Origin of the sequence: Comamonas squillarum, assembly GCF_025309455.1 — a bacterium.
Classification (GTDB): Bacteria; Pseudomonadota; Gammaproteobacteria; order Burkholderiales; family Burkholderiaceae_C; genus Comamonas; species Comamonas squillarum.
This window is the reverse complement of record NZ_CP104377.1, coordinates 3,197,208-3,222,719: the sequence shown is the minus strand read 5'-3', so window position 1 is coordinate 3,222,719 and position 25,512 is coordinate 3,197,208. Positions and strand designations below refer to the sequence as shown.

Annotated in this window: 24 protein-coding genes; 15 read left to right on the top strand and 9 right to left on the bottom strand. The window is 65.5% G+C overall.

All coding sequences use genetic code 11. The features are described from left to right. Positions 1–430 precede the first annotated feature (430 nt). Entirely contained in the window at positions 431–2,113 is a 1,683-nt protein-coding gene (locus N4T19_RS14980) for a GMC family oxidoreductase (protein WP_116926802.1), read from the bottom strand. Between the two features lie 295 nt (positions 2,114–2,408). Here N4T19_RS14980 and N4T19_RS14975 point away from each other — a divergent pair, with 295 nt between their 5' ends. Genes N4T19_RS14975 through N4T19_RS14955 form a run of 5 tightly spaced genes read left to right on the top strand, consistent with a single transcriptional unit; the run spans position 2,409 to position 6,663 of the window. Further along, positions 2,409–3,533 carry an MlaE family ABC transporter permease gene (locus N4T19_RS14975; RefSeq protein WP_116926803.1) on the top strand — a complete coding sequence of 375 codons (1,125 nt, stop codon included), beginning with the start codon at positions 2,409–2,411 and terminating at the stop codon, positions 3,531–3,533. Positions 3,534–3,535: 2 nt separating this feature from the next. Beyond that, entirely contained in the window at positions 3,536–4,363 is an 828-nt protein-coding gene (locus N4T19_RS14970) for an ABC transporter ATP-binding protein (RefSeq protein WP_116926804.1), read from the top strand. 2 nt (positions 4,364–4,365) lie between these two features. Beyond that, entirely contained in the window at positions 4,366–5,331 is a 966-nt protein-coding gene (locus N4T19_RS14965; RefSeq protein WP_182344031.1) for an MlaD family protein, read from the top strand. A gap of 10 nt (positions 5,332–5,341) precedes the next feature. Beyond that, positions 5,342–6,025, top strand: a complete 684-nt coding sequence (locus N4T19_RS14960; RefSeq protein ID WP_260718437.1) for an ABC-type transport auxiliary lipoprotein family protein — start codon at positions 5,342–5,344, stop codon at positions 6,023–6,025. 14 nt (positions 6,026–6,039) lie between these two features. Further along, positions 6,040–6,663, top strand: a complete 624-nt coding sequence (locus tag N4T19_RS14955) for a hypothetical protein (RefSeq protein WP_260718436.1) — start codon at positions 6,040–6,042, stop codon at positions 6,661–6,663. Positions 6,664–6,733: 70 nt separating this feature from the next. On the opposite strand, the gene N4T19_RS14950 is transcribed toward N4T19_RS14955, so the two are convergent. The 6 genes from N4T19_RS14950 to N4T19_RS14925 all read right to left on the bottom strand — a co-directional run bounded on the left by N4T19_RS14950 (position 6,734) and on the right by N4T19_RS14925 (position 12,684). Then, positions 6,734–6,931, bottom strand: coding sequence for a hypothetical protein (locus tag N4T19_RS14950; RefSeq protein WP_116926807.1), 198 nt, complete (start codon positions 6,929–6,931; stop codon positions 6,734–6,736). Continuing rightward, positions 6,928–8,349, bottom strand: a complete 1,422-nt coding sequence (creD, locus tag N4T19_RS14945; protein WP_116926808.1) for a cell envelope integrity protein CreD — start codon at positions 8,347–8,349, stop codon at positions 6,928–6,930. The genes N4T19_RS14950 and creD overlap by 4 nt, the downstream gene beginning before the upstream one ends. Before the next feature lie 110 nt (positions 8,350–8,459). After that, positions 8,460–9,932 carry a two-component system sensor histidine kinase CreC gene (gene creC / locus N4T19_RS14940; RefSeq protein ID WP_116926809.1) on the bottom strand — a complete coding sequence of 491 codons (1,473 nt, stop codon included), beginning with the start codon at positions 9,930–9,932 and terminating at the stop codon, positions 8,460–8,462. A 9-nt stretch (positions 9,933–9,941) separates the two neighbouring features. Next, the gene (gene creB, locus N4T19_RS14935; RefSeq protein ID WP_116926810.1) at positions 9,942–10,658 is read right to left on the bottom strand and encodes a two-component system response regulator CreB; all 717 of its coding nucleotides are present in this window, start codon (positions 10,656–10,658) and stop codon (positions 9,942–9,944) included. A 25-nt stretch (positions 10,659–10,683) separates the two neighbouring features. After that, positions 10,684–11,430, bottom strand: coding sequence for an SDR family oxidoreductase (locus tag N4T19_RS14930; RefSeq protein ID WP_116926811.1), 747 nt, complete (start codon positions 11,428–11,430; stop codon positions 10,684–10,686). 372 nt (positions 11,431–11,802) lie between these two features. Further along, on the bottom strand, positions 11,803–12,684 hold the full coding sequence (locus N4T19_RS14925) for a helix-turn-helix transcriptional regulator (RefSeq protein WP_116926812.1): 882 nt from the start codon (positions 12,682–12,684) through the stop codon (positions 11,803–11,805). Positions 12,685–12,813: 129 nt separating this feature from the next. On the opposite strand from N4T19_RS14925, the gene N4T19_RS14920 reads away from it, so the two are divergent. From N4T19_RS14920 to N4T19_RS14910, 3 genes are all read left to right on the top strand, one after another. Beyond that, positions 12,814–14,031 (top strand): MFS transporter, encoded by a 1,218-nt coding sequence (locus N4T19_RS14920; protein ID WP_182344020.1) that lies wholly within the window; start codon positions 12,814–12,816, stop codon positions 14,029–14,031. 56 nt (positions 14,032–14,087) lie between these two features. Then, complete coding sequence (locus tag N4T19_RS14915) at positions 14,088–14,780, top strand: dienelactone hydrolase family protein (protein ID WP_260718435.1); 693 nt, start codon at positions 14,088–14,090, stop codon at positions 14,778–14,780. 145 nt (positions 14,781–14,925) lie between these two features. Next, positions 14,926–16,977 carry a bifunctional 2',3'-cyclic-nucleotide 2'-phosphodiesterase/3'-nucleotidase gene (locus N4T19_RS14910; protein WP_260718434.1) on the top strand — a complete coding sequence of 684 codons (2,052 nt, stop codon included), beginning with the start codon at positions 14,926–14,928 and terminating at the stop codon, positions 16,975–16,977. A gap of 49 nt (positions 16,978–17,026) precedes the next feature. Here N4T19_RS14910 and N4T19_RS14905 read toward each other — a convergent pair whose 3' ends face one another. Both N4T19_RS14905 and hemB read right to left on the bottom strand, forming a co-directional pair. Then, positions 17,027–18,274 (bottom strand): magnesium transporter CorA family protein, encoded by a 1,248-nt coding sequence (locus tag N4T19_RS14905; protein WP_409935207.1) that lies wholly within the window; start codon positions 18,272–18,274, stop codon positions 17,027–17,029. A gap of 71 nt (positions 18,275–18,345) precedes the next feature. Continuing rightward, on the bottom strand, positions 18,346–19,359 hold the full coding sequence (gene hemB, locus N4T19_RS14900) for a porphobilinogen synthase (protein ID WP_021026528.1): 1,014 nt from the start codon (positions 19,357–19,359) through the stop codon (positions 18,346–18,348). Positions 19,360–19,558: 199 nt separating this feature from the next. Between hemB and N4T19_RS14895 the strand changes: the two genes are divergently transcribed. The 7 genes from N4T19_RS14895 to rpsG all read left to right on the top strand — a co-directional run bounded on the left by N4T19_RS14895 (position 19,559) and on the right by rpsG (position 25,373). Beyond that, the gene (locus N4T19_RS14895) at positions 19,559–19,978 is read left to right on the top strand and encodes a CopD family protein (RefSeq protein WP_182345516.1); all 420 of its coding nucleotides are present in this window, start codon (positions 19,559–19,561) and stop codon (positions 19,976–19,978) included. A gap of 60 nt (positions 19,979–20,038) precedes the next feature. Beyond that, positions 20,039–21,253 carry a VanZ family protein gene (locus N4T19_RS14890; RefSeq protein ID WP_116926816.1) on the top strand — a complete coding sequence of 405 codons (1,215 nt, stop codon included), beginning with the start codon at positions 20,039–20,041 and terminating at the stop codon, positions 21,251–21,253. A gap of 91 nt (positions 21,254–21,344) precedes the next feature. Further along, positions 21,345–21,698 carry a (2Fe-2S) ferredoxin domain-containing protein gene (locus N4T19_RS14885; protein WP_021026531.1) on the top strand — a complete coding sequence of 118 codons (354 nt, stop codon included), beginning with the start codon at positions 21,345–21,347 and terminating at the stop codon, positions 21,696–21,698. 96 nt (positions 21,699–21,794) lie between these two features. Further along, a complete protein-coding gene (locus tag N4T19_RS14880; protein ID WP_116926817.1) occupies positions 21,795–22,436 on the top strand; it encodes an alpha/beta hydrolase in 642 nt (213 codons plus the stop codon). Between the two features lie 85 nt (positions 22,437–22,521). Further along, entirely contained in the window at positions 22,522–23,694 is a 1,173-nt protein-coding gene (locus tag N4T19_RS14875; protein WP_243419386.1) for a D-alanyl-D-alanine carboxypeptidase family protein, read from the top strand. A 658-nt stretch (positions 23,695–24,352) separates the two neighbouring features. Continuing rightward, entirely contained in the window at positions 24,353–24,730 is a 378-nt protein-coding gene (gene rpsL, locus N4T19_RS14870) for a 30S ribosomal protein S12 (RefSeq protein ID WP_012202325.1), read from the top strand. A 169-nt stretch (positions 24,731–24,899) separates the two neighbouring features. After that, positions 24,900–25,373 (top strand): 30S ribosomal protein S7, encoded by a 474-nt coding sequence (rpsG, locus tag N4T19_RS14865; RefSeq protein WP_021026534.1) that lies wholly within the window; start codon positions 24,900–24,902, stop codon positions 25,371–25,373. Positions 25,374–25,512 lie beyond the last annotated feature (139 nt).

Here is a 25,512-nt window from a genome sequence, read left to right as displayed (position 1 = left end):
TGCCAGGCCGTGATGGGCTGGCCGGCGGGTGTGGAGGCGGGCGGCGGCGAATGCGGCGCCAGAAAAACAAAAGCGCCCGAAGGCGCTTTGAAGGAGCATCTCATTTTTATTGATGCTTTTTATAAATGTTCGAATTGTAGAGATGTCTCCTCGGTCCTCTCGCAGAGCACTGTTTCAGTGCCTCGAGTGCCTCTACTATAGGTCATCGCACCTGCATGGTGCATTGGGATTTACCCCAAAGGTAACTGATTTGGTGCAGATTGCAGGATGCGACCGATTTCTGCCCCTTTCCTGCGCCCAGCCGCCCCATAACGGCAAAAAATGAGACAAAACTGCCGTTTCAGGGCGTGTTGGGCGCTTGATTGCCCTTGAAGAGGGCAGGGTCAGCGCAGCGGGCGCTGTAACCGCGCTGAAACTCTGCGGCGCACCATCATGGCCCATGGCTGGCGCGTATCCACTCTGAGGCCCGCTCGGCCAGCATCAAGGTTGGCGAGTTGGTGTTGCCGCTGGTGATCGTGGGCATGGCGCCGGCATCGACCACGCGCAGGCCCCGCACGCCGCGCACGCGCAGCTCGCTGTCGAGCACGGCCATTGGGTCGTGGTCGGCGCCCATCTTGGTGGTGCCCACCGGGTGGAAGATGGTGGTGGCGATATCGCCGGCCAGGCGCGCCAGATCCTCATCGCTTTGGTACTGCGCGCCGGGCTTCCACTCTACCGGCTGGTACTTGGCCAACGCGGGCTGCGCGGCGATGCGGCGGGTCACGCGCAGGCTGTCGGCTGCGACCTGGCGGTCCTCGGCGGTGGACAGGTAGTTGGGTGCGATCGCCGGCGCAGTGCGGAAATCCGCGCTCTTGATCTGCACGGTGCCGCGGCTCGTGGGGTTGAGGTTGCAGACGCTGGCGGTGAAGGCAGGAAAGCTGTGCAGCGGCTGGCCAAAGGCGTCGAGCGACAGCGGCTGCACGTGGTACTGGATATTGGGGTGGGGCTGGCTGGCGCTGCTGCGGGTGAAGGCGCCCAGTTGCGAAGGCGCCATGCTCATCGGGCCGCTGCGCTTGAGCAGGTATTCCAGCCCGATCTGGGCCTTGCCCCAGAGGTTGCTGGCCAGCACGTTCAAGGTGGGCGCGCCATCTATCTTGAAGACCGAGCGGATCTGCAGGTGGTCCTGCAGATTGGCGCCGACGCCGGGCAGGTCATGCTGCACGGCAATGCCATGCTGCTGCAGCAAGGCGCCGGGCCCGATGCCCGACAGCTGCAGGATCTGTGGCGAGTTGATGGCGCCCGCGCTCAGCACCACCTCCTTGTCGGCCTTGACGATGGTCATCTCGGTGCCGGTCCAGACCTCCACCCCGGTGCAGGCGAGCTGGCCGCCGGCCTGGCGCTCCAGCACTAGGCGCGAGACCTGGGCATTGGTCCACATCTCGAAGTTGGAGCGGCCGTAGCAGGTGGGGCGCAAAAAGGCCTTGGCGGTGTTCCAGCGCCAGCCGTTTTTCTGGTTGACCTCGAAGTAGCCCACCCCTTCGTTGCTGCCCCGGTTGAAGTCCTCGGTGGCGGGGATGCCCGCTTGCTGGGCGGCTTGCGCAAAGGCATCCAGAATGTCCCAGCGCAGGCGCTGCTTCTCGACACGCCACTCGCCGGTGCTGCCGGTGCGGCGGTTGCCATGCCACTGCGCAAAGCTGGGGCTGGTCTCGCCTTCCTGGTCCAGGCGCCAGTGGTCTTCATGGCGCTTGAAGTAGTTCACCGTGTCGTTCCAGCGCCAGCGGGCGTCGCCGGTCAGCTCGGCCCAGTGGTCGTAGTCGCGCGACTGGCCGCGCATGTAGATCATGCCGTTGATGCTGGAGCAGCCGCCCAGCGTCTTGCCGCGCGGGTAGAGCAGGCTGCGCCCGTTGAGCCCGGCATCGGGCTCGGTCTTGTACAGCCAGTCGGTGCGCGGGTTGCCGATACAGTACAGGTAGCCCACGGGGATGTGGATCCAGTGGTAGTCGTCGCGCCGGCCCGCCTCGATCAGCAGCACCCGGTTGTGGGTTTTGGCGCTGAGGCGGTTGCACAGCAGTGCGCCCGCCGTGCCTCCCCCGATGACGATGTAGTCGAAACTTGTGTTGTCTCCAGATTGCATGTGCGGTCTTTTTCTCATTGGGAGTATGGGGCTCCCTCGGTCCATCGAATCGGCAAGTTTGTGAGCAGTATGCCGGGCTTGCCAAGCGGGAAAACCAATGCCCTGTCACCCATCGCGCCTACTGCCTGCCCTTGGCCGCCCAGCGTGGTGTAGATGCCGCACAAGCGTGGCTCGGCGATGCCTTCCTACAGCGGCACGCGCTGTGATCGCCAGCCCGCTGGGTGCGCCTGGGTGACAGACCGGCTATAGTGCGAATGGCGTGCGCGCAGGGCGACACGCTTTGTTTTTGGACCCCATGGACGATACAGCCCCTCATCTACAGCAACTTCAGGACGGCACGCAGCGCTGGGCGCAGCTGCGTGGGCGCTGGGGTGCGGCAGAGCTGGGCCAACGCCCGATGTGGCGCGAGTTGCGCCGCCAGCTCGATGGCGCCGCGCCCAGCGCCGATCAGGGCTGGGACCTCAGTGAGGTGCAGTGGCTCGACCATGTGGGCGCGCAGCTCCTGTGGGACCACTGGGGCCAGCAGTGGCCCGCGCAGCTGCGCACCACCGAGCTGCAGCGCCAGATGCTCGAACGGGTCGCGTCGCTGACGATGGGCTGCCCGCCGGAGACCAAGGTCAACTGGTGGGGCTGGCTGATCCAGCTGGGCCTGGTGCTGCTGGGCTTCATGGCCCATGTGCGCAGCATGGTCGAGATGGTGGGGCAGCTGTTGCTCGATGTGCTGCGCCTCATCAAGAACCCGCTGCGCGGCCCCTGGCGCGATGTATCGGGCCATCTGTATGCGATGGGGGCCACCGCGCTGCCCATCACGGCCCTGGTGGGCTTTTTGATTGGCGTGGTGCTCGCCTACCTGATGTCGCTGCAGCTGCGCCAGTTCGGTGCCGATGCCTTCATCGTCAATATTCTGGGCATCTCGCTGGTGCGCGAGCTGGGCCCCTTGCTGGGCGCCATCTTGGTGGCCGGCCGTACCGGCTCGGCCATTACCGCACAGATCGGCGTGATGCGCGTCAACGAAGAACTCGATGCGATGCAGGTGATGGGCATTGCGCAGGGCTACCGCCTGGTAATGCCGCGCGCGCTGGCGCTGGCGCTGGCGATGCCACTGGTGTCGATGTGGACCACGGTCTGTGCGTTGGTGGGCGGCATGATGGCCGCCGATGCCGCGATGGGCGTATCGCCCGCCTATTTTCTGCAGGCCATGCCCGGCGCGGTCGATATTGCCAACCTCTACCTGGCGCTGGCCAAGTCGGTCACCTTTGGGGTGGCGATTGCGCTGATTGCCTGCCACTGGGGGCTGGAGGTCGAGCCCAACACCCAGAGCCTGGGCCGGGGCACGACCTCGTCGGTGGTGATCTCGATCACGGCCGTGATCGTGCTCGATGCGATCTTTGCGATCGCGTTCCGCAAGGTGGGGTTCTAGCGATGAGCCATGCCATCTCCCAACCCCCCAGCGCGCCGACCAGCGATGAGAAAGTGGTCGATATCCGCAAGCTCTGGACCGTGTTTGGCCAGGGCGACAGGGCCTTTGCGATCCACCAGGACCTGGACCTTACGGTTTATCGGGGCGAGATCCTGACCCTGGTGGGCGGCTCGGGCACCGGCAAATCGGTGCTGCTGCGCCAGATGCTGGGGCTGCTGCACCCGGCCAAGGGCGAGGTGCTGGTGATGGGCCAGCCCGTCAAGGAGCTGAGCCTGCGCGGCGCGGCCTCGCGCATCGGCATGCTGTTCCAGCAGGGCGCGCTGTTCTCGGCCTTCAATGTGCTCGAGAACATCGCGTTTCCGCTCAGCGAGCAGGGCACGCTGCCCAAATCCGTGGTGCATGATGCGGCGATGGTCAAGCTGCAGATGGTGGGCCTCAAGCCCGAGCATGCCACCCGCATGCCCTCTGACCTGTCGGGCGGCATGATCAAGCGCGTGGCGCTGGCCCGGTCGCTGATCATGGACCCGCCCCTCTTGCTGCTCGACGAGCCCACGGCCGGGCTCGACCCCAACAGCTCGGACGAGTTCTGCGCTCTGCTCAAGGACCTGCATGCCGAGCTGGGGCTGACCGTGGTCATGGTCACCCATGACCTCGATACCTTGTTTGCACTGTCCACCCGCGTGGCGGTGCTGGCCGAAAAAAAGGTGATTGTCTCGGGCACACCGGCCGATGTGGTGCAGTTCAAGCACCCCTTTATTGAACATTTCTTCCTGGGTGAGCGTGGACGCCGTGCAATGGCTCCAGTGGCGCTTGGTGGGGTGAAGGAATAGCTATGGAAAACAAATCACACGCACTGGCGGCTGGATTGTTTGTGGTCTTGCTCACGGCGCTGGTCATCTTCCTGAGCCTGTGGATGGGCCGGGACAACACGAACTACATCCGCTATGAACTGTCCACCCGCGAGACCGTCAGCGGCCTGCAGCCGCAGGCGGCGGTGCGCTACAAGGGGGTGGCCGTGGGCCGTGTGACCAAGATAGAGTTCGACCCGGCCCGCGACGGCACGGTGCTGATCATCATTGCGGTCAACGCGGAAGCGCCCATCACGCAAACCACCTACGCGATGCTGGGCTACCAGGGTGTCACGGGCCTGGCCCATATCCAGCTCGATGACGACAACACCGAGACCACGCCGCTGCCCCCCGGCCCCGACGGCATTCCGCGCCTGCGCGTCAAGCCCTCGCCGTTTGGCCAGATTGCCGAGCAGGGGCCCATCATCTTGCAGCAGGTGGAAGACGCGACGCGCAAGGTCAACGACCTGCTCAGCGAGGACAACCAGCAGGTGCTGGTGGACAGCATGAAGAGCCTGGGCCAGGCAGCGCAGAGCATGGAGCAGCTGAGCAAGCGCCTGATGGTGACGGTCGACACCAAGCTCGACCCTGCACTCGCCAGCCTTCCTGCCATCGCGCAGGATACGCGCAAGACGCTGGCGGGTATCCAGAAGACCTCCAATGACGTGAGCACGGCAGTGGGCAGCCTGGCGGCCAAGGGCGGCGTGGTGGACCAGATGGGCCAGGCGGTCGAGAAGGTGAGCGACGCGGCCGACAACTTCAACCGCAGCACCTTGCCGGCGATGGGCCGCACCATGCATGACGTGGGCTCGGCCGCGCGCCGCATGGGCGATACGGCCGATGCATTCAAGAACAACCCGCAGTCTCTGATTTATGGCAGCTCCAATGCGCTGCCGGGCCCTGGCGAGCCAGGTTTTGTAGCCCCTGCCGCCGCAGGCAGCGGCCGATAGGATGGATGCCATGATTTCTACTTCCCTGCGTGCACCATGGGGCCGCCGCCTGCAAGGCGCAGGCCGTGCAGCCCTGGTGGCTGCATCCGTGGCGGTGCTGGCCGCTTGCTCGGCCCTGCCGCAAAAGCCCCAACCCGTCGCCCGTTATGACTTTGGCCCGACAGCCGCGCCGGTCTCACCCAGCGCGGCAGCTGCCGGCGCCGAGCCGCTGGTGCTGGCCAATGTGCGCGCCGCGGGCGTGCCCGATGCCAGCGCCGCCATCTACTACCGCCTGGCCTATGCCGATGTGCGCGAGCTGCGGCCCTACACCCAGGCCAGCTGGGTGCTGCCGGCCATGCAGCTGATCCAGCAGCGCATGCGCGATGTGCTTAGTGGCCAGCGCGCCGTCGTGCTCGATGACGATGGCGCCACCCAGCTGCTGCGCAAGAGCGGTTACCCGGCGATGCTGCGCCTCGAGGTGGTGGATTTCAGCCAGGTCTTCGACTCGGCCCAGTCGAGCCAGGGCGTGCTGCGCCTGCGCGCCACTCTGAGCGAAATCACCCCCAAGGGGGAGCGTTGGCTGGCCCAGCAGGTGTTCCAGGCCCAGCAACCCGCCGCCAGCGCCGATGCGGCTGGTGCCGCCGCCGCATTGGCCTCGGCCACGGACCAGGTGGCCCAGCAGCTCGATACCTGGCTGCGCCAACAAAACCGCTGATGGGCGGCGCAGTGATGCGCCCGCTGTGGCGCCTGGCCGCTGCCTGGGTGATAGGCTCCGTGGCCGTGCTGCCGCTGTTGGCAGCCGCGATGGATGACGATGCCTACCGCGAGGCGGTGGCACAGCTCGATGCCCGCGCAGACAAAGCCCTGGCGCATTGCAAGCGCCTGGCCACCGGCTCGGCGGCGCAGCGCCGCTGCACCGCCGAGGCCCAGACCCAGCACGAGGTCGACGCCGCCCAGCTGCAGGCGCGCCGCCACCCCAGCGGCAACAACCGCTTCAAGGCGCTGGCCGCCCAGGTGAACCGCCGCTATGCGCTGGCGGTCGAGGACTGCAAGACCGGCCATGCCGGCAACGACAAGGACAGCAAGAGCGCGCAGCAGGAGTGCCTGCGCGGGGCCAAGCAACAGCGCGCAGCCGGCATCCAGGAGGCCCACCAGCAGGCGGCCAGCGAGGTGTCCATCTTCACGCCACCCAAGAGCGAGGCCGAGCGCCAGCGCGAAGCCGATCTGGACACCGCCATCCGCAAGTGCGACAGCCTGCTGGGCGACGCCAATGTGCAGTGCGTGCGCGGCCTGTCGCCGGAAGCTCGCTTGCGCGCCATCAGCCGGGGCAGCGGCGTACCGCCTGCCAAATAGGCTCTCATTTTTAAAAAAGCAACAAGGCAGCCCGAGGGCTGCCTTGTTGCGTTGGGGTGTGAAAAGGCGTTCAGAACCGCTGCTGCGCCAGTAACAGCGAGCAGCGCAGCCGCAGCCACATCAGGCGCCGGGCATTGGCCTGCAACGGCAGCTGGCTGCCGCGCTCCAGCCACTGGTCACGCAGCGCGCGCAACTGGCTGCGGCTCATCTGGTGCTGGGCCTGGCGCCATTGCTGGCGCTGTTGATCCATGCGGGTGTCGGTGTTCATGCGCTCTCCTGGGTGCGTGGGCCAAAAGTCTTGGAGGCTGGGGTGGGAACTGGCTCGGGGGCGTCGCCTTTGCCAAACGCATACCAGTCGACCTTGCGGGTGGCCACCATCACGATCGCCAGCACGGCGAACAGCGCGAGCGAGCCGACGGCCAGCGCGGTTTGTTCGAGCTGCAGCAGCACAAACAACAGGCCATACATCACTGCGATCAGCGCGGCAAACGGCAGGCCGCGCCGCAGGCTGCCCAGGATGTGGCTGGCATAGTAGCCCAGCAGCAGCACGCAGGCGCCCGCGCCAATGGCATAGGCCTGGCTGAAGCCCAGGTGCTCGGACAGGCTGATCAGGAGCAGGAAGAAAATGCACAGCGCCGAGCCCACCAGCAGGTACTGCACCGGGTGTACGCGCAGCTTTTTGAGCACCTCGAACATGGCCACGGCGACAAAGGTCAGCACGACAAAGAGCAGGCCGTACTTGGTGGCACGGTCGCTCAGGCTATAGGGGTTGACCGGGTCGATGAAGCTGGTGCCAAACTGCTCCAGGCACTGGCTTTCGTCGGAGGCATGGGCGTAGGTGGTGTCGGGCGTGCCCAGGCTGCACAGCGAGCGCTCCTGCACAAAGGCCTGGCGCGCCGATGAGGCCAGCGCCGGGATGCTCCAGCTGGCGTTGAAGCCCTGGTCGCTGATCTCGCGGCTGAGCGGCAGAAAGTTGCCACCAAACGAGGGATGGGGCCAGTCGGCCTGCATGCTGACCTGGTTGGTGCCGCCCAGCGGCACAAAGGCCAGGCGCTCGGTGCCCATCAACTGCAGCAGCACGACCACTTCGATGGCGCTGCTGTCGTTGCCACTGGCAGCAGTCATAGGCTTGGTCTGCAGGCCCCGGGTGTAGACGCCGTGGCCGGTGCCTGGCTCCAGCGGCAGCGGCTTGCCATCGACCTGCAAAGTCGCACTGCGGATGCCGCGCGGATCGCTGAGCGGCAGGACCAGGCGCGGCGCATCGCAGTGGCGCACGGCACCGCCCTCGGGCTTGCCTTGCAGCTGGTTGCCGGGCGCAAAGCGGGCCACCAGCTTGTCGTGCATGAGGAAGGTGTTGACCTGGTAGAGGCCGCGCGCGCGCGGCTGCATCTCGGCCCGCGTCTGGTGGCTGATCTCATCGGGCAGCGCGTAGCGCTGAAAGCTGACCAGGCGGGTCTCCACACGCCCCTCGCTGTCCTTGCCGCTCACTTCACGGCTGCAGCGCTGGGCCAGCACCGGGCCAAACAGGGTCTGCGACCCTGCGGTGCTGTTGACCACGCTTTGTACCGCGCGGTCGCGGTTGTAGATGCGGTCGCGCACCACATCGCTGATCATCATTAGCGCCACCAGCAAAAGCGCCATAGTGATGGCCAGGCTCAGGGCCTTTTGCACCAGTCTGTTTTTCATGCATTCCTCGTTGCTCTGTGTATCGGTGCGGCGAGTGTCTGCGGCCCCGGTGAGCCGAGCATGAAGTCTGTGAAGGCAGTGTGAAGTGCAGCGGCTTGCGGCGGAAGTGCTCAGTCCTGGGCCGAGAAATCAAGGCTGGCGCGCAGGCCCGGATGGGTATTGGCAAACTGCAGCCGGCCGCCATGGAGCAGCATGATGCGCTGCACGATGGACAGGCCCAGCCCGCTGCCACTGCGCTCGCCGTTGGGGCGCGGCGTGGTGAAAAAGCGCTCGCCCAGGCGGAGCAGCAGGCTGGCCGGCACGCCCGGGCCGCAGTCCTGCACGGCCAGGCGCTGGGGCGCCAAGGTCAGCACGATCTGGCTGTGGGCAGGCGAGAAATCCAGCGCATTGGCCAGCAGGTTGCTGATCGCCAGCGTGACCAGGGCCGCATCCCAGGCGCCCTGGCTGTCATCGCCTTGCAGTACCAGCTGTATGCCTTTTTGCGAGGCCGTGGCCTGCAGCTGCGCGATGGCCTGCTCGGCGCAGGCGCGCAGGCTGGTGTGCTGGCTGACCGTAGCCAGCGCGCTGCGCTGCTCCAGCTGGCTCAGCTGCATCAGCTGGTCGATCAGGTTTTGCAGGCGCAGGCTCTGGTCCACCACCTGCTGGGCAAACATCGCGCGGTCGGCGGCGGGCAGCTCGTCCTGCAGCAGCTCACCCGCGCCCCGGATGGCGGCGACCGGGCTCTTGAGCTCATGCGTGAGGGCGCGCACATAGCCTTCGATGTAGTCGCGCCCCTCCAGGCGCCGGCGCATCGAATCCATGGCCTGGGCCAGGTCGCCCAGCTCGCCGGGGACATTGGGCACCTCGGGTGTCTTGGGCGCGCGGGTGATGCGGCTGCCTTGCGCCTCCTGCAAGGTGGGGCCCTGCACCTGCTGGGCATAGCTGCGCAGCTTGCGCACCTGTACCACCAGCCACCAGGTGATGGCAAAGCCGACGGCCGCCGACAGCAGCAAAAACAGCACACCGCCGCGCAGCATCTTGCTTTCGCTGCTGTCGATGATGCTTTGCACCGCGTTGGCCGGCTTGGAGACGGTGAGCACGCCCAGGATGGTGCCGCCCTGCACGACGGGCGCGGAAACATACATGACGCTGGTGGCCTCGTCGGTGGCCACTTCGCGCGAGGTGCGGGCGCCGTATTCGCCGCGCAAGGTGAGCGCCACATTGCGCCAGCGGGAGTAGTCGGCCCCCACATCCAGCCCTGCCGAATCGAACAGCACGCGCCCCTGGGCATTGGTCACGGTCACGCGCAGGTCGAGTGCGGCCTTGCGCGTGTCCCAGATCCACACCCGCAGCGGCTGCTGGAAGGCGGCCTGCACCTGCTGGGCAAAGCGGCTGGTGCTGCTGCCGCTACCGCTGCCCAGCTTTCCATCGGCCAGGTCATCGCTGGCCTGCGCGGCCAGCAAGTAGGCGGTCTCGACCAGCGTGTCTTCGGTCACCTTGCGCACGCTGGGCTTGATCTCGGCCATGAACACGCGCAGCACAAAAAAGGCCGCCAGCCCGTTGATCAGGAAGAACGCAAACAGCAGGCGGATCCCCAGACGCATGGCCGGTCCTCAGTCGCCATCGCGCAGGCTGTAGCCCATGCCGCGGTGCGTGGTGATGAAGTCGCGGTCGGCCACCACGGCGCGCAGCTTGGCGCGCAGGGTCTTGATGTGGGTGTCCACCGTGCGGTCGGTGCTGTCGCTGTGCAGGCCCCAGACGGCATCGAGCAGATGGTTGCGGCTGAGGATGCGGCCCTGCGCGGCCAGCAGGCTGCTGAGCAGCTGGAACTCGCGCCGCGTCAGATCCAGCAGCACGCCCTGCAGGCGCACGCACTGGCCGGCCTCGTCGAGCTGGAAGGCAGCACTGGCGGCATGGGGCGGGGCGCTGCTGGCGCTGGCCGGCGCCAGCGTAAATTGCTGGGCGCGGCGCAGCAGTGCGCGGGTGCGGGCCACCAGCTCGCGCGGGCTGAAGGGCTTGCTCAGGTAGTCATCGGCGCCCAGCTCCAGGCCCAGCACCCGGTCGACTTCTTCGCCCCGGGCGCTGAGCACCAGGATGGGCGCGGGCGAGCCAGCAACGCGCAGCTGGCGGCACCAGTCCAGGCCATTGCCATCGGGCAGGCCCACATCGAGCAGCAGCGCATCAAAGTGGCCACTGGCCCACTGCGCGCGGGCATCGGCCAGCAACAGGCTGTGGGTGCAGCCGATGCCATCGCGCTCGAGCGCATAGCAGACGGTGCGGGCAATGGCTGGATCGTCTTCCAGCAGCAGAACATGGGGAGCAGGGCGCATGGTGGGTTCCGTCAGAACGGGCGGCCTAGCGGCCGCCTCCGGCATCGATGAAGGAGCCGGTGCAGTAGCTGCTGTGCTCGGACATCAGCCAGTAGATGGCCTGGGCGATTTCGTCTGCGGTGCCGCCGCGCCCCAAGGGCACGCCTGCCGACAGCCGCTGCACGCGGTCGGGCTGGCCGCCGCTGGCGTGGATGTCGGTCTCGATCAGGCCCGGGCGCACGCCATTGACGCGGATGCCTTGCGCGGCCACCTCATGGGCCAGGCCCAGGGTCATCGTGTCGATAGCGGCCTTGGACGCCGCATAGTCCACATACTGGTGGGCTGAGCCCAGGCAGGCGGCGCGGCTCGAGACATTGACGATGCTGCCGCCCGCGCCGCCTTCGGCGGTGCTCATGCGGCGCACCGCCTCGCGGGCGCAGAGAAAGCTGCCCAGCACATTGATGTCGAACATGCGTCGCCAGCGCGCCATGTCCATATCCTGCAGGCGCTGGGCGCGGTCCACCACGCCGGCGTTGTTGACCAGCCCCGTGATGCGCCCCAGCTCGCTGTCCACGCGCGCAAACATCGCCAGCACCTGGCCCTCGTCACCCACATCGGCCTGCACGGCGATGGCGCGGCGGCCCAGAGCCTGCACCGCCTGCACCACGGCCTGGGCCGCAGCTTCGTTGCTGCTGTAGTTCACGGCCACATCCCAGCCATGGTGGGCGGCCAGGACGGCGGTGGCGGCACCGATGCCACGGCTGGCTCCGGTGATAAGGACGATTGAGGTCATGGCATGTCGGCTCGCAAAAGAGGCCCTATCTTAGAACCTGTTCAAAGTCACTACGTAGCCGCGTTGGAGTGCAATCGGGATGAGTTCGAAGGGATGGAACGCAGCTTGCACCGGGGTGCAAGCAAGGGCCAGCGTGAAGAAATTGCCCGATTTCACTCCAACCCGTAGGGACAGTGGCTTTGCGGGCGCCCGGCTAGGGCCGCCCGGGCAGGGGCGGTCTGCGGCGTTGCAGCGCTTGCCAATAGCTGGCTATTGGCTGCGCACTGCGCCTAGCATCCCATCCCGCAAAGACACTGTCGCAGCGCGAGGAGACTTTGAACACGTTCTTAGGCGAGCTTGCGGCCGCTGCCCACTGTGCTGCCCAGGTCGCGTTCAAGGCGCGGGCAGCGCGGCCAGCCGGTCCAGCGCCTCGGCGTCCTGGTCGCTGACGGGCAGGTAGACCACCATGCGCATGCCGTTGCGCGGGGCCGACCACCAGTAGGTCTGGCGCAGATGGATGATGCCCAGCGTGGGGTGGTCAAAGGTCTTTTCGTTGTTCTCGGGGCTGCGCACCTGGTAGCGCTCCCAGGCATGGCGGAAGACCTCGGAGTGCCTGAGAAAGTAGTCCAGCCGCTGTGCAATGGCTGGATCGCCGCTTTGCTGGGTGGAGGCCGCCCGGAACATCGCCACCATGCGCTCAATGGCCTGGGGCTCGTGGCGCACCACGCGCTGCCACTGGGGGTTGAACAGGTTCATGTGCAGGCAGTTGCGCTCCAAGGCAGGCAACTGCTGCAGCGACACGCCCATTAGCCGCTCATAGGCGGCATTGGCGGCCAGCAGGTCAAAGGCCGCGCTTTGCATCTGGGCGGGGTAGGGCAGCAGCTTGTCGAGCAGCTGCATGTGCAGCGCACCCGGGGCGTCGTCGGCGGAGGGTGCAGCCTGGTCGAGCTTGATGCCCGCCAGCGCCAAGAGGTGGCGCAGTTCGTCGTCATTGCATTGCAGCGCCCGGGCAATGGCCTCGATCGCCTGGCGCGACGGTTGCACCTCGCGGCCCTGTTCGAGCTTGGTGTACCAGGTCACGCCAATGCCGGCGAGCTGGGCGACCTCTTCGCGCCGCAGGCCCGGGGTGCGCACCCGGCCGTGGCGCGCCAGGCCCATGGCGTCGGCCGACAGGCTCTCGCGCCGCGCGCGCAGAAAGTGGCCCAGCTCCTGCGAGCGGACAGAGGCCGCGACAGCAGGCGGGTCATGGGGTGGGGGGGCTGCAAACAATGTCATGGGGCGCTAGTCTCGCGGTCAATGGTGCAGTGCAGTATAGGCCTTTCAAGCCTAGGCTAAGCAGAATCTTGTACCAGTCTAAAAAACATAACACACTGGCGCCCTGTTTATTTTCAGGCGCAGACTCCCATGCGAAGAATCACTGCTGACAACGCCACATTCGGCGTTTTTCTGGCCTTTTTGCTGATCCCGCTCTCGGGCATCGGCACCGATATCTACCTGCCCTCGATGCCCGCCATGGCCCAGAGCCTGGGCGGCACCGCGTCCCAGATCCAGCTGACCTTGACCTTGTTCATCGCCGGCTATGGCCTGGGCCAGCTGGTGGTGGGCGTGCTGCTGGACCGCTTTGGCCGCTGGCGGCCCACGATGGTGGCGCTGGCCCTGTTTGCGCTGTCGAGCGCGGCCATTGCCGTCAGTGACGACATCGTGGTCATCTGCGCGCTGCGCCTGCTGCAAGGCCTGCTGGGCGCGGTCGCCGTGGTGGGCAAGCGCACCTTTTTTGTCGATGTGTTCCGGGGCCCGGCACTGCAGCGCTACCTGACCTGGATGACCGTGGTCTGGTCGCTGGGGCCCATCTGCGCGCCTTTTATCGGCGGCTTTGTGCAGACCCATTGGGGCTGGCGCGCCAACTTTGTGGTGCTGGCCGTGTTCTCGGTGGTTGCGCTGGTGCTGGAGCTGCTGGGCGGTGGCGAGACCCTCGCCCAGCCCCAGCCCATCCGGCCGCGTGAAGTGGCCAGCCGGGCCTGGGAGATCATGCGCAACCGCGCCTTTGCGCGCGGCGTGCTCTGCGTCAGCGCTGCGTATGCGATGGTGATGGGCTGGAGCATGGCCTCGCCCTTTATCGTCGAGACCGTGTACCACCGCCCGCCCACGACGACGGGGTCGCTCGCGCTGCTGATGGGCCTGGCCTGGATGGGCGGCGGCTTGATCGCCCGCGCGGCGATGGCGCGCTCGCTGGCGGCCAAGCACCAGGCTGCGCTGTTGGCGATGGCTGGTTTCATCGCACTGCTGGCGCTGACGGCCTGGCTGCCCGCGTCCTGGCCATCGCTGGAAGTGATGGCGGCCGTCGCCTTTTGCATCCATGTGGCAGCGGGCCTGGTGTTCAATATCCACTTCGCCAATGTGCTGTCGATGTTCCCCAAACACGCTGCCTTGTCGGGCGGCATTGCCGGCGGTCTGGCCTTTTTGCTGACCTCGCTGCTCGCGTCCTTGGGCATCCACCTGGTGAACCCGCAGACCGGGTTGGGCCTGGCGGCGGTCTATGGCGGGCTGGCCTTGCTGCTAGCGGCCGCCTGGCTGACGATGCTGGCGCGTCCGGCGCCGGCAGCGGCCTGCGCAACGCCATAATCAACCAGGCCCCCAATCTCGCATCTGTCGAATCTGTTTAGCAAGGAGTGATCGCTATGGGACATTTTGTAGATCTGACCTCGGCCGACGGCCAGGTGTTTCCGGCCTACATCGCCGAGCCTGAAGGCCAGGCGCGCGGCGCCATCGTGGTGGTGCAGGAGATCTTTGGTGTCAATTCGCACATCCGCTCGGTGGCGGACAGCATTGCCCAAAGCGGCTATGTGGCGATTGCGCCGGCCACGTTTGCCCGCATCAAGCCCGGTGTGGACCTGGGCTACAGCGAGGCCGACATGCAAGCCGGCGTGGCCCTGAAGGCCGCTGCCGAAGCGCCTGCGGTGGCGCCCGGTGTGCTGCTGGACCTGCAGGCTGCGATTGATGAAGGCGCACGCCGCAGCGGCGGCAAGGTCGGCATCACCGGCTTTTGCTGGGGCGGTCTGCTGGCCTGGCGCGCAGCCTGTGAGCTCCAGGGCCTGTCGGCCTCGGTGCCGTACTACGGCGGCGGCATGACCACGGGCGAGGAGATCGCGCGCACGCCCAAGTGCCCGGTGATGGCCCATTTTGGCGACAAGGACCACTGGATCTCGCTGGCGTCGGTGGACGCTTTCCGCACTGCCCACCCCGAGGCCGAGGTCTATGTCTACGTGGCCGACCACGGCTTCAACTGCGACCAGCGCGGCTCGTACGATGCAGCAGCATCGGCCGCCGCACGGGCGCGCAGCATGGCCTTTTTTGCCAAGCATGTAGGCTGAGCGGTCACTCCCGCTGTGCTCCGCACCAAGCCTTGCCGGCCCGCAGCCTGCAAGGCTTTGTTGCATTTTCGGGGGCCGTTCGTAACACCGTCGTCATAGGGGCTGCAGATGATGCGCGCATCGCTCACTTTCAACGATAAGCACCATGCGTACCCCCTTTTTCCGTGCCACCGACCTGCGGATGGCGCCGCTTGCCTTGTCCGCGCTGGCCGCTGCCGCCATGCTGACGGCCTGCGGCGGTGGCGGCTCCAGCAGCACCAAAGCGGCCACGGCCACGTTGGCGGTGCTGGAGACCACCGACCTGCACTTCAACATCCGCAGCTACGACTACTTCAAGCTGGCCGATGACCCCTCGTATGGCTTTGAGCGCACGGCCACCCTGATCCGCCAGGCGCGCAGCGACTATGCCAATACCTTGCTGGTGGACAACGGCGACACCATCCAGGGCACGGCGCTGGCCGACTACGAGGCGCAGGTGGCGCCGATTGCCTGCGACCAGCAGCTGTCGATGTACAAGGCCATGGCGGTGTTCAAGTTCGATGCCGGCACCTTGGGCAACCATGAGTTCAACTATGGCCTGCCCTTCCTCAATCAGGTGCTCGGTGGCGGCCTCCAGGTCGATGGCGTCGATGCCAGCAAGAAGTGCGCGGGCAATGGCTACCCGATGGCGCTGGCCAATGTGATCAGCAGCCAGACCAAGGCCCCGCTGGTGTCGCCCTATGTGGTGCTGGAGCGCGAGATCAGCGGCACCGACAGCGACGGCAAGGCCGTCAAGCTGCCCATCAAGATCGGCGTGATCGGCTTTACCACGCCCGGCATCCTCGGCTGGGACAAGCGCCATCTGGAAGGCAAGGTGCAGGTGACCGGCGCCGTCGAGGCGGCGCAAAAGTATGTGCCCGAGCTGCGCAGCAAGGGTGCGGACATCGTTGTGGCGCTGCTGCACGGCGGCCTGGACGCCTCGGAATACCGCGCCGACATGGAGAACCCGGGCCTCTACCTGAGCCAGGTGGCGGGCATCGATGCGATGGTGATGGGCCACCAGCACAGCGTGTTCCCCGACACGGCCGCGCAACCGGCATTCAGCATGGCCGGTGTCGACAACAAGGCCGGCACCATCAACGGCGTGCCGGCGGTGATGGCCAGCAGCTGGGGCAAGGCGCTGGGCGTGGTGGCGCTGGCGCTGAAGTGGGACGGCAAGGCCTGGAGCGTGGACAAGACGCAGAGCAAGTCGGAGCTGCGCAGCACCACCACCGGCAAGGATGCCGCCGGCAAGACCAGCTATGTCGCCGTCGACAGCAGCATTGCACCGGTGGTGGAGAGCCAGCACCAGGCGGCGATCAGCTATGTGAAGACGCCGGTGGGCCAGACGGACTTTCGCATGGGCACGCAGTTTGCCGATGTGGGCGACCCCGGCGCGATCCAGCTGGTCAACCAGGCGCAGCAGGACTATGTGCAGCGCTATGTGCAGGCCAACCTGCCGCAGTATGCGCAGCTGCCGGTGCTGTCGGTGAGCGCGCCTTTCAAGTCGGGCTTCCAGGGCGGTGGCGATTACACCGATGTGGCCGCCGGCCCGCTGGCGATCTACAACGCGGCCGACCTCTATCTCTACCCCAACACCGTCTACGCGGTAAAGGTGAACGGCGCGCAGATCAAGCGCTGGCTGGAGGCCGCTGCCCAGCGCTTCAACCGCATCGACCCGGCTGCGACCGCAGACCAGTGGCTGATCAGCAGCTTCCCCGGCTACAACTTTGACATGTTCACCACCGCCGACATGCGCTACCAGATCGATGTGACCCAGCCCGTCGGCAGCCGCATCGTGGATCTGCAGTACAAGGGCGCCCCGATCGACCCGGCGCAGGACTTTGTGATCGCCACCAACAACTACCGCGCCACCAGCGGCAAGAGCTTTCTGCCTGAGCTCGATGGCCGCGCCACGATCTATGCCTCGCCCGATGCGAACCGCGATGTGGTGATCTCCTACATCAAGGAGCATCCGCAGATCAGCCGCGCGGCCAACGGCGCTGCCCACAGCTGGCGCTTTGCCAAGACGCCCACTGCCGGCAAGGTGCTGTTCACGTCGGCGGCCAACGCGTTGCCTGTGGCGCAGGCAGCGGGCCTGGCTAATGTCTCGCTGGACAAGGCCGATGACGGCACGGGCACGCAGCGCGCGGTCTACCGCATTGATCTGGGCCAGTAAGCCGTCCAGCAGCGGCGCGCCATGCGCCGCTGCTGGGGGCTGTACAGCGCTATCGGCCCGTGCGGGTGAGATAGCGCTTGTACGAGAAAAAGCCGATCAGCGCCACCGTGATGAAGGCCATCACGCCCATCGCCCACCAAAAGCCGTCTTCCTTGTGGATGAGCGGGATGAACTCGAAGTTCATGCCAAAGATCGCGGCAATCAGGTTGAGCGGCAGAAAGATGGCGGTGATGGTGGTGAGTGTGCGCATGATGTCGTTGGCGCGGTTGCTCTGCACCGAAAAATGCATCTGCACGGCGGTCTCGGTGCTTTGCTCCAGCCGGCGCACATGGTGCACCACGCGCTCGATATGTTCGAGCACATCGCGGCTGCGCACCTTAAGCGCTTCAAGCTCGCGCTGGGCGCTGGGCGCCTCGGGTTGGGGCCAGGTCTCCAGCGCATCGACCCAGTCCTGCACGGCGGCGCGCTGGTCCTCGCAGATCTCGTCGAGCTGGTGCAGGGACAGGCGCGCTTCGAGCAGCGCCTGCCAGTTGGCAATGCGCTTGCGCGGCGACAGCAGCGCGCTTTGCCACTGGTCCAGGTGGCGCGAGAGCTCGCGGCGCAGGTCCAGGTAGTTGTCCACAATGATGTTGACCACGCGCATCATCAGATCGGCCGGGGACATGGGCAGGCGGATGGGCTGCAGGCCGCCCGGCGTGGGGCTGCTGCCGGGGTTGCGAAAGGCCTTGTCCTCGCGCGCCAGGCGCTCTTGCGTGGCATGCGATATCTGGCCCAGGTCGGGCGCGCTGGCATCCTGCGGGGCGGGCGCGCCGGCCTTGGCAAACTGCAGCAGGCGCCGCGCATAGGCGTCGCGCACGGTGCAGTCCTCCGGGTGCACCGACAGCAGCACCCGCTCCCAGGCGGCAAAGCCCACCGGGATGGTGCTGATGTGGGGCGCCTCATTGATGGGCTTGGCAGCGGCGGTGCGGCGGGCGGCGGCCAAGGCGGCGGTGCCCGCCTGCGAGGGGGTGCTGGCCAGGCGCCGTATCACCAGCAGGTCGTACTGCGAGGTGTAATCGTAGTGGGAGGGGAGCTGGGCATTGAGCAGGTCGGAGACATGCAGATCGACCAGCGGCGCGCCGCTGAGCTTTTGCAGCGCCAGCTGCAGGCTGCCCAGCTGCTCGCTGAAGTAGCCGCGCGTGCAGGCCAGCCACAAAAAGCCCTTGTCCGGGAGTTCATAGGGCACGGCGGCCAGTTCGCTGGCCTCGTTGCCGACGATGTGAAAGATGCGGATGCTGCTGGGTGTACTCACCGGAATTCCTCGAACGGTTCAGGCGCAGCATGGCAAAAAAAACGGGCCTGTGCAAGCCCGTTCTGGTATTTTTGCTATCAGTTTTTCTCTTTGAGCCAGCGCGCAGCGTCCAGCGAGAAATAGGTCAGGATGCCGTCGGCGCCGGCGCGCTTGAAGGCCAGCAGCGACTCCATCATCACCTGGTCATGGTCCAGCCAGCCGTTTTGTGCGGCGGCCTTGAGCATCGCGTACTCGCCGCTGACCTGGTAGGCAAAGGTGGGCACCTTGAACTCGTCCTTGACGCGGCGCACGACATCCAGGTAGGGCATGCCGGGCTTGACCATCACCATGTCGGCGCCTTCGGCCAGGTCCTGCGCCACTTCGCGCAGTGCCTCGTCGGTGTTGGCCGGGTCCATCTGGTAGACGTTCTTGTCGGCCTTGCCCAGCGCGCCGCGCGTGCCCACCGCATCGCGGAAGGGGCCGTAGAAGGCGCTGGCGTACTTGGCGCTGTAGGCCATGATGCGGGTGTAGATGTGGCCCTGGGATTCAAAGGCCTCGCGGATGGCGCCAATGCGGCCGTCCATCATGTCGCTGGGGGCGACGATGTCGACACCGGCCTCGGCATGGTTGAGCGCCTGGCCCACGAGGATCTCGACAGTTTCGTCATTGAGGATGTAGCCGGTCTCGTCGAGCAGGCCATCCTGGCCGTGGCTGGTGTAGGGGTCGAGCGCCACATCGGTCATCACGCCCAGTTGGGGGAATTCCTTTTTCAGCGCCCGCACCACGCGCGGGATCAGGCCCTCGGGGTTGAGCGCCTCCTTGCCGTCGGGGGTCTTGAGCGCCGTGTCGATCTGGGGGAAGAGGGCCATCACCGGAATGCCCAGCGCCACGCACTGCTCGGCCACCGGCAGCAACAGGTCCAGGCTCAGGCGGTCAACGCCCGGCATGGACAGCACGGGCTCGCGCTTGCCTTGTCCTTCATGCACAAAGACCGGATAGATGAAGTCGTGCGGGGTGAGCACGTTCTCGCGGACCAGGTTGCGGGTGAAGGCATCGCGGCGCAGACGGCGCGGACGGTTATGGGGAAAGGGGGTGGGGCTGGACAGATGCATGCAGCAATTGTGCGCCAGATCAATGCCAGGCTGCACAGCGCGGGCCCGAGAGACTGCGCTGGGCATGGAGGAATGGACGCTGGGCTTGTGCCTGGCTTGCGCCAGATCAAGCCCCGACCTGAGCGCGGCATCGAACCGTGTTTAAGCCGGGGTCCAGCGCTGGGCCATCGTGCCAGCCACTACACTGTGGCGCATGCTCATGCTGTGGATCAAAGCCTTTCATATCGTGTTTGTGGCCAGCTGGTTTGCGGGCCTGTTCTACCTGCCCCGGATCTTCGTGAACCTGGCCATGGTGCCGGCCGACTCGCAGGCCGAGCGCGAGCGCCTGCTGCTGATGGCGCGCAAGCTCCTGCGCTTCATGACGATGATTGCGGTGCTGGCGCTGGGCCTGGGCCTGTGGCTGTGGCTGGGCTGGTGGCGCGGCGCAGGCGGCTGGCTGCATGCCAAGCTGTTCTTTGTGCTGCTGGTCATCGGCTACCACCATGCCTGCGCGGTGCTGCTGCGCAAGATCGCCAATGGCACGGACCGGCATTCGCATGTCTGGTACCGCTGGTTCAACGAGGTGCCGGTGCTGGCCATGGTCATCATCGTGGTGCTGGTCGTCGTCAAACCCTTTTAATCCGCGCACACTCGGGTACCGCCTAACGCACCACCATCTGCGCACCAGGGTCCACGCACCATGCCTGACAGCAGCCCCGCTCCCCTCAACCTGCAAGAGCCGGCCCCGGCCGGCGAGCACCGCACCATCGCCTGGCCGCTGGTGCCGGTGTATATGGCGCTGATCGTCTTTGCCAGCCTCTTTCCCTTTGCGGGCTGGCGCACCCAGGGCATCTCGCCGGCGGAGTTTTTGCTCGCCCGCATTCCGCCGCCGTACTGGACCTGGTTCGATGTCTGGATCAATGTGGCCGGCTATGCGCCGCTGGGCTTGCTGCTGAGCCTGGGCTGGTGGCGCCATGGCTGGGTCAGAACGGGCTGGCTCTGGGCCTTGTGCGTGGGCAGCCTGCTGTCGCTCGCGATGGAGTTCCTGCAGATTTTTCTGCCGCTGCGGGTGTCCAGCAACATGGACTGGCTGCTCAACAGCATCGGCACCTTGCTGGGCGCGCTGGCCGTGCCCCTGCTGGCCTGGCTGGGTATCTTGCGGCGCTGGCGCGATGTGCGGGCGCGCTGGTTCGATGCCGATGCGCGGGGCGCGATCGTGCTGCTGATGCTGTGGCCGCTGGCCTTGCTGTTCCCGGCCGCGCAGCCCTTTGGCCTGGGCCAGGTCTTTGACCGGCTGGAGATGTGGCTGGTCGACATGCTGGAGAACTCGGCCTTCGAGCACTGGATGCCCAACTTCATGCAGGCCACCGAGCCGCTGTCGCCCATCGGCCAGTTGATGGCCGTGCTGCTGGGCCTGCTGATTCCCTGCTGGCTCGCCTTCAGCGTGATGGGCAGCGTGACGCGGCGCATGGCCATGGTGGCGCTGGTGGTGCTGGCAGGGATTGCATTCTCGGCGCTGTCGTCCTCGCTGAGTTACGGGCCCAGCTATGCCTGGGACTGGCTGGACCAGACCACGCGCCTGGGCATTGCGCTGGCCGTGTCGCTGGCGCTGCTGCAAGTGGGCCTGCCGCGCCGCTACTGCGTGCTGCTGCTGCTGATGGGCTTGATGATCGATGTCAACTTGCTCAACCAGTCGCCGCCCAACCCCTACTACGCCGATGCCCTGCAGTCCTGGGAGCAGGGGCGCTTTATCCGCTTTTTTGGCCTGGGCCAGTGGCTCAGCTGGCTGTGGCCGTTTGCGGTGATCGCCTATGTGCTGCTGCGCCTGGGCCGGCTGCCTGCGGTGGTGGCGGCGCGCCGGCGCCAACGCCTGGACCAGCGCGCGGCTTCCAGCACACCGCCCGAGCAAGGCTAAACGCAGTAGCCCGTGGCAGTATTGCGGCCTCTGGGCGCCAGGCGGGCGCCAAGCTGCCACAATGGGGGATCGCATTCGAAGAGAGCTTGGCATGAGCGAGCAAAAACCTGGCAACGACGGCCAGTACTACCAGCACCACGTGTTCTTCTGCCTCAATGACCGCGTCAACGGTGAAGACAGCTGTGCCCACCATGGCGCCAAGGACATGTTTGACCACTGCAAGGCCCGCGTCAAAGCCGAAGGCTTGAGCGGGCCGGGCAAGGTGCGCGTCAACAAGGCTGGCTGCCTGGACCGCTGCGCAGGCGGCCCCATCATGGCGGTCTACCCCGAGGGCGTCTGGTACACCTATATCGACAATGACGATATCGATGAAATCGTCGAGTCGCACCTGAAGAACGGCAAGGTGGTCGAGCGCTTGCTGACCCCGCCCGACGTGGGCCGCTGAGCGCGCGCCTGCTTCCTCCCCTTTTTTTCCCGCACAGACACAGGGCGCCACTGCCGCTGCAGGCGCTGGGTGGCCCGCCATGGAGTAGACCGCAGCATGAACGCGCAAACCGAACGTTTCACCATCCACGGGCCGGCCGGCATTCTGGAAGTGGCCCGCGATCTGGCCGCCAGCCCCGATGGCGCGCAGCGCGGCACGGCCATCATTGCCCATCCCCATCCCCTGTTTGCCGGCACGATGGACAACAAGGTGGTGCAGACCCTGGCGCGGGCCTTTGTGGCGAGCGGCTGGACGGCGCTGCGCTTCAACTTTCGCGGTGTCGGCCAGTCGGCAGGCAGCTATGACGAAGGCCGCGGCGAGCGAGATGATTTTCTGGCCGTGGTCGAGCAGCTCGCGCCCCAGGGGAATCTGGCGCTGGCCGGTTTTTCTTTTGGCTCCTTTGTGATGAGCCATGCGTTGGCGGAACTTTGGCCCCAACGCCAGATCGACAAGGCGGTGTTCGTGGGCACGGCCGCATCGCGCTTTACGGTGGCGACCTTGCCGCCCGAAGCCCATGAGCGCACCTTGGTGGTGCATGGCGAGGCCGATGACACGGTGCCGCTGTCGGCGGTGATGGACTGGGCCCGGCCTCAGATACTACCGGTTACGGTTGTGCCCGGAGGCGGGCATTTTTTCCACGGACAATTACCGCTGCTCAAAGGCCTGGTCACGCGCCACCTGCTGGCCCCCGCCTTGTGATGGTGGTGTAGTATTGCTATTGTTTTTGATATCCTGCGGCCAGCCATCCTGCGCTGCAGGCACTTGTTTCTAAGAGTTGAACGACATGAAATCGAGCTTGATGCCCACCCTGCGTAACTGGGCTGCAGCAGCGCTGCTGGCGCCCACCCTGGCCTTTGCCCAATTGGCAGCGCCCCAGCCGCCCGAGATCGCGGCGCGCAACTACCTGTTGTTTGACGTGACCACCGGCCAGATCCTGGCGGCCAAGGATGTGGATGCGCCGGTCGAGCAGGCCTCGCTCACCAAGCTGATGACGGGTTATGTGGTGTTCGATGCGCTGCGCAACAAGAAGATCAGCCTGGAGCAGACCATGCCGGTGAGCGAGCGCGCCTGGAAGATGCCCGGCTCGCGCATGTTCATCGACCCCAAGATGCAGGTGAAGGTGGATGACCTGCTGCACGGCATGATTGTGCAATCGGGCAACGATGCGACGATGGCGCTGGCCGAAGCGGTGGGCGGCACGGCCGAGAACTTTGTGCGCCTGATGAACGAGCAGGCCAAGGCGCTGGGCATGACCAACACGGCCTACAAGAACCCCGAAGGCCTGACCGAGCCGGGCCACACGACGACCGCCAAGGACCTGAGCATTCTGGCCAACCGCCTGATCAAGGACTTCCCGGAGTACATGCACTACTACGCGACCAAGCAGTGGTTCTACCCCGGCACGCCCAAGTCCAACGGCACCAATCGTAATACTTTGTTGTTCCGCGACCCGACGGTGGACGGCCTCAAGACCGGCCACACCAATGCCGCCGGCTATTGCCTGGTCTCTACGGCCAAGCGCCAGGTACCCAATGCGGGCGAGCGCCGCCTGATCTCCATCCTGCTGGGAGCGGCCAGCGACAAGGACCGCGCCAACGAAAGCCAGAAGCTATTGAACTGGGGCTATACCGCATTCGACACCGTCAAGCTGTTCGATGGCGGCCAGGCCGTGGCGACCCCCAAGGCCTGGAAGGGCGCGCAGGACACCGTCAAGATCGGCAGCGTGGCGCCCATCGTCGTGAATGTGCCAGCGGGCACCGGCGGCAAGCTCGAAACCCAGGTGGTGAGCCAGGAGCCGCTGATTGCGCCCTTCACCAAGGGCCAGAAGCTGGGCACCTTGAAGGTGATGGCAGGCGGCCAGCCAGTGGCCGAGGTGCCGCTGGTGGCGCTCGACGATGTCGCAGAAGCGGGCATCTTTGGCCGCGCCTGGGATGCGATCCGTCTGTGGATCAAGTAAAGCGGTGCTGATGCCGGCCCTATAAGAACCTGTTCAAAGTCTCTACGCAGCCGCGTTGGAGTGCAATCGGGATGAGTTCGAAGGGATGGAACGCAGCTTGCACCGGGGTGCAAGCAAGGGCCAGCGCGCAGAAATCGCCCGATTTCACTCCAACCCTTAGGGACAGTGGCTTTGCGCTGCCCGGGAAGGGGCGCCCGGCTAGGGCCGCCCGGGCAGGGGCGGTCTGCGTCGTTGCAAATCCTCGCAATAGCTGGGCTATTGCTGCGGTATTGCGCGGCTGGGCGCCCCCCCCCCTAGCATCCCATCCCGCAAAGACACTGTCGCGGCGCGAGGAGACTTTGAACAGGTTCTAAGGCCCGGCAGACGCCCAGTCCACCCCTCTGCAAAGCGTGCCCCTGGCACGCTTTGTGGTTTCTGTGCTTGCAAAAATGAGAGCAGCTAAAGCAGAGCTGTTGGGCGCTGCCTGAAGAAAGTGCCCCGATGGCGGCCACCGGGCAGTGGCCTTGGGTCCAAACCATTTGCTCAATTTGGAGTCAGGTGGTACATTAGAGGGCTTTTCGGAATTTCCGAAGGGGCTGCCGTCTTTGCCTTTGGGGCAAGGGGCTGGCAGCAAATCACGGTAAGTTCACGGTAATTTCACGTTTAGGGACGTTTATTAATGCCAACCATTAACCAACTCGTGCGTCAGGGCCGCACGGTAGAAGTTGTTAAATCCAAGAGCCCTGCTATGGAAAACTGCCCCCAGCGCCGCGGCGTGTGCACCCGTGTGTACACCACGACGCCTAAGAAGCCTAACTCGGCTTTGCGTAAGGTGGCCAAGGTTCGTCTGACCAACGGTTTCGAAGTCATTTCGTACATCGGCGGTGAAGGCCACAACCTGCAAGAGCACAGCGTTGTGCTGGTGCGCGGTGGCCGTGTGAAGGACTTGCCAGGTGTGCGTTACCACATCGTGCGCGGTTCGCTTGACCTGCAAGGCGTCAAGGACCGTAAGCAGTCCCGTTCGAAGTACGGTGCCAAGAAGCCTAAGGCCAAGTAAGCCCTGGTTTTTTGAACGAATACAAAGGTGCTGTGTCCCGCGTGGCGCGAGATTCAGCGTAGTGACCCCAAGCGCAAGTGTTTTGTGTGGGTCGAGTAAGTGGGAGTCCTTGATTGGCTCTCGCGGTGTCTGAAAAGATGCCAACTGAAGCAAAGATAGAGGTAAAGAAATGCCACGTCGTCGCGAAGTCCCCAAACGTGAAATTCTGCCGGATCCAAAGTTCGGCAATGTAGAGCTGTCCAAATTCATGAACGTGATCATGGAAGGCGGCAAGAAGGCAGTTGCTGAGCGCATCATTTACGGCGCTCTGGAACTGATCGAGAAGAAGCACCCTGATAAAGACCCGCTGGAAGCTTTCGTTGTTGCCATCAACAACGTCAAGCCCATGGTCGAAGTGAAGTCCCGCCGTGTTGGCGGTGCCAACTACCAGGTGCCAGTGGAAGTGCGTCCTGTCCGTCGTCTGGCTCTGTCCATGCGCTGGATCAAGGAAGCTGCTCGCAAGCGCGGTGAAAAGTCCATGGCCCAACGCCTGGCCAACGAACTGCTGGAAGCCACCGAAGGCCGTGGCGGCGCGATGAAGCGTCGTGACGAAGTGCACCGTATGGCCGAAGCCAACAAGGCATTCAGCCACTTCCGCTTCTAAGCTGCGCGAGATCTGTCTCGATATTGCAAAGGCCGCATGCAACAATTTTTGCCTGCGGCCTTGCTCGGATTGAGACTGCCCTCACATCGTAGGCTGATGCCTGCGCAATCCGCCAGTCCGCATCGCCTCCACACTTACT